The 3,680-nt window shown below is 72.5% G+C and carries 5 protein-coding genes; 4 read left to right on the top strand and 1 reads right to left on the bottom strand.

Annotation, left to right across the window (positions count from 1 at the left end):
* The first annotated feature begins 63 nt into the window (after positions 1 to 63).
* From F3H10_RS15850 to F3H10_RS15835, 4 genes are read left to right on the top strand one after another with little or no spacing between them, the layout of a single operon-like run.
* On the top strand, positions 64 to 813 hold the full coding sequence (locus F3H10_RS15850; protein WP_149785725.1) for a Rho termination factor N-terminal domain-containing protein: 750 nt from the start codon (positions 64 to 66) through the stop codon (positions 811 to 813).
* Positions 814 to 815: 2 nt separating this feature from the next.
* On the top strand, positions 816 to 1,118 hold the full coding sequence (locus F3H10_RS15845) for a hypothetical protein (protein ID WP_149785724.1): 303 nt from the start codon (positions 816 to 818) through the stop codon (positions 1,116 to 1,118).
* 24 nt (positions 1,119 to 1,142) lie between these two features.
* Positions 1,143 to 1,598, top strand: coding sequence for a nucleoside deaminase (locus F3H10_RS15840; protein ID WP_149785723.1), 456 nt, complete (start codon positions 1,143 to 1,145; stop codon positions 1,596 to 1,598).
* Positions 1,598 to 2,608 (top strand): carbohydrate kinase family protein, encoded by a 1,011-nt coding sequence (locus F3H10_RS15835; RefSeq protein WP_149785722.1) that lies wholly within the window; start codon positions 1,598 to 1,600, stop codon positions 2,606 to 2,608. Before F3H10_RS15840 ends, F3H10_RS15835 begins: the two co-directional genes overlap by 1 nt.
* A gap of 28 nt (positions 2,609 to 2,636) precedes the next feature.
* Here F3H10_RS15835 and F3H10_RS15830 read toward each other — a convergent pair whose 3' ends face one another.
* Positions 2,637 to 3,464, bottom strand: a complete 828-nt coding sequence (locus F3H10_RS15830; protein ID WP_149785721.1) for a BtpA/SgcQ family protein — start codon at positions 3,462 to 3,464, stop codon at positions 2,637 to 2,639.
* Positions 3,465 to 3,680: the final 216 nt, after the last annotated feature.

The following is a 3,680-nucleotide window of genomic DNA, read 5'->3' as shown; positions in this document are numbered from 1 at the left end:
GAGAAGGACGAGGAAGCGGACGGAGAGGAGAAGGACGAGGAAGCGGACGGAGAGGAGTAACGAATGCCACCGCTTGAGATCACCGACGACCACCGAGAACGCATCGAGCGCCTGCGCGAGGAACTGGCGGACCGACACGCCGGCCCGTACGCGACGGTCGGCACCGAGGAGGTCCTCTCGTACCTGCTCGACCTCGCCGAGGCCGTCGACGACCCGGACCGCTCGGCCGACCCCGATCGGCTGGCAGGCGGGGAGGACGAGGGAGACTCCGCCGCCGACGAGGACTCGCTCCCCTTCGACCGGGAGGCGGCACGAGAGGCGCTCGGCGAGCGCAACCGGAAACACGGCGACCCCGAGCAAGCGGACCGCTCCGATCTGTACTCGATCGCCGCCGCGTTCGACGTCTCCGGCCGCAGCGACATGACCAAGGACGAACTCGTCGAGGCGATACTCGACGCGGCCGCGGAGCTGGCGGTCGACCCCTTCGCCCGCGTCGACGTGGAGGTTCCCGACGCCGATCCAGCGAACGACGAGCACGGGGACGCCGAGGCCGCCAGCGAGGCGGGCGAGGACCCCGCGCCCGACGATCCCGGTGACGGTGGCGGCGACGACGCAGTCGGCAACGACGGGACCTCCGAGGACGACGGCGGAGCCGGCCAACTGAACGCGATGATGAGCCTGCTCGATACCCACGACGACAAGTGGCACGAGGGCGACGGTGACGTGCGATACGAGGTGGAACTGCCCGACGGAAGCGTCGAAACGGCCCGCACCAAGGACGACGTGCGGGCGCTCCTGTTCCGGAACTACTGACCATGGGACTCCTCACGGCACTTCGCGAGTGGATCGGCGGCCTCCTCGGTTCGGGGCCGGAGGAACCGGACGACGCGGCCGACGGAGAGGCCGCGGGATCGGAACCGGAGGGGCCGGACGACGACCGGCTCGACCCCGGAGCCGTGAAAGAAACCAGGTCGGCCGCGACGGACGACGCGGTCGACAAGCTTCGGGAGGTCCGGCGGACCGGGTCCTCGGAGGCGGCGGACGACGACGAGGAACCGATCGATCCCTCCGCCGGCGACGCTCCAACCGACCCCGGCGCCGGCGACGGGAAGCGTTAGGTCACGGGGGCCGAAGGAGGCGACATGACCACGGACCACGAACACGTCGCGCGGACGATCGAACTCGCGGAGGAGGCGGTCGAGGACGGAAACACCCCGTTCGGCGCGCTGTTGGTCGTCGACGGCGAGGTTCGACGGGAGGCGAGGAACACGACCCTGACCGACGACGACGTCTCCGCACACCCGGAGCTCAAGCTGGCGCGCTGGGCCGGCAGCGAGCTCTCGCCGGAGGAGCTGGCCGACTGTACGATGTACGCGAGCACCGAGCCGTGTCCGATGTGTACCGCCGCGATCCACTACGCCGGGATCGGCCGCGTCGTCTTCGGCGTCGCGGGCGAGACGCTCCACGAGCTCACCGGCGGCGGCGTCCCGATCCCGGCGGAGGAAGTGATCCGGCGGGCCGACGGCGACGCCGACGTGGAGGGACCGATCGCGACCGAGGCCGCGATGGCCGTCCACGAGTCCTTCTTCGGGGCGTGATGGGAGCTTCGAGCGACGAACGCGATCCGCCCCGGGTCACCGCCATCGGCGCGGCCGCGGTCGACGAGTGGTACGCCGTCTCGAACCTCCCGGAGCCGGACGGCGGCGCGTACGCGAGCGAGGTCGAGACCGCGCCGGGCGGCGTCGGCGCGAACGTCGCGGTCGGACTCGATCGACTCGGCCGCGACGTCGGGCTCGTCAGCCGGGTCGGCGACGACGAGTACGGCGACCTGGCGCGTTCCTGGCTGGCCGAGAGCGGCGTCGACGGGTCCCGGGTGACGGTCGGGGACGACCCGACGACGCGCTCGGTGATCCTGAGCGCGCCGGACGGCGAGCGCGCCATCGTCACCGCCGGCGAGAGCTTCCGCGAGCTCCGGCTCGACCCGACGACCCTCGAGTCGATCGTCGAGAGCGAGGTCGTCTTCCTCACGGCGTACACGCCCGACCGGGTCGCGCGGGCGGTGCTCGACCGGGTCCTCGACGCGCCCGAGGCCGACCGTCCCGCGCTCGTCTTCGACCTCTCGGGACCGGTCGAGGAGCTCGCCGGTCGCGGGACCGAGCCGGAGACGGTCCACGGGTACCTCCACCGCGCCGACCTCTTCGTCGCCGGCGGCGTCGCCGCGCCCGCCTACTTCGGCGGCGTCGACGCGGCCGTCGACCGGCTCTCGGCGGTCCGCACTCGATCCGTCGGCCCCGCGGTTCTCACCCACGGCGCGGACGGGATGACCGTGATCGCCGACGGCGAAGCGACCCGGGTCGACGCGTTCGAGGTCGACGTCGTCGACACGACCGGGGCGGGCGACGCGTTCCTCGCCGGGCTGATCGACCGGTTGCTCCTGGCCGACGGCGGCTCGACGGAGGAATCGGCCGGAGGAACGCTCGTCGACGCCGCCCGGTTCGCATCCGCGGTCGCGGCGATCAACTGTACGGAGCGGTTCACACAGACCGGGCTTCCGACTCGCGAGGAGGTCCGGCGGTTCCTCGCCGAGCGCGACGCGGACCTGCGGTGACGGGGGAGGTGAACGGGGAAACCCGCGCTCACCGAACCTCGTCCGCCCGCGCGACCAGTTCCGCGACCCGATCGACGTCGACCGGGGCGGTCGTCTCGCCGCCCTCCTTCAGCGCGGTCCCGACGATGACGCCGTCCGCGACGCCGAGGAGGTCACCGATCGTGTCGGACCGGACGCCGCTGCCGACGAGGACCGGCGTGTCGAGCCCGTGTCGCTCGCGCTCGTCGACCACGGCCTCCAGCGCGTCGTCGTCGACCGCGTGGCCGGTGCCCGACCCGGAGGCGATCACGGCGTCCGCGAGCCCGCGCTCGGCGGTGTCGGCGAACGACTCCGCGGAGTACCCCGCCGGCGTGAGCGGCGCGGAGTGTTTCACGTCGGTGTCGGCGAAGACGCCGACGTCGACGCCCAGCCGGTCGCGGAGCCGGACCGTCTCGTGTGCGCGCCCCTCGACGATCCCCTGGTCGGTGACTCGCGCGCCCGTGTGGACGTTCACGCGGACGAACGACGCATCGACCGCGGCGGCGACGGAGACGGCGGCTTCGACGTCGTTCCGGAGGACGTTGATCCCGATCGGCAGGTCCACCGCCGCCGCGACCTCGGTCGCCGCGCGAGTCGTCGCCGCGACCGTGTGTTTCGGCACGTCGTCGGGGTAGAACGGGGCGTCGCCGAAGTTCTCGATCATCAGCCCGTCGACCCCGCCCGACTCGAGTCTCGTCGCGTCGCTCACGGCGCGCTCGACGGCCGCATCCATCGCGGCCGCGCCGTCGTCGGGCGCGCCCGGCGCGCCCGGGAGCGCGGGCAGGTGTATCATGCCGATCACCGGCGCGTCCGTGCCGAACGTGGCGTCGAAGTTCATGGCCCCTCCGACGACCGGGGGCGGTTTAACGCTCCCGTATACGGATTCATGGAACCGTTCGCACGCCATCGGAGAACCGCTCACTACAGGCGAAGCAATGAGCGATCGTCCGAGCGGTGGCGCGCCGGTGAGTGGTCGCCGTAGGCGACCGCGAACCGCCCGCGAGGGACGCCGCGAGCGGAGCGAGCGGCAGCGAGGCGCTCCGCGCCTCTGGCA

The sequence above is a fragment of the Halorubrum aquaticum genome, assembly GCF_900113615.1.
Taxonomy (GTDB): Archaea; Halobacteriota; Halobacteria; order Halobacteriales; family Haloferacaceae; genus Halorubrum; species Halorubrum aquaticum.
The sequence above is the reverse complement of the archived record's forward strand: the minus strand, read 5'-3'. Positions and strand labels throughout refer to the sequence as shown.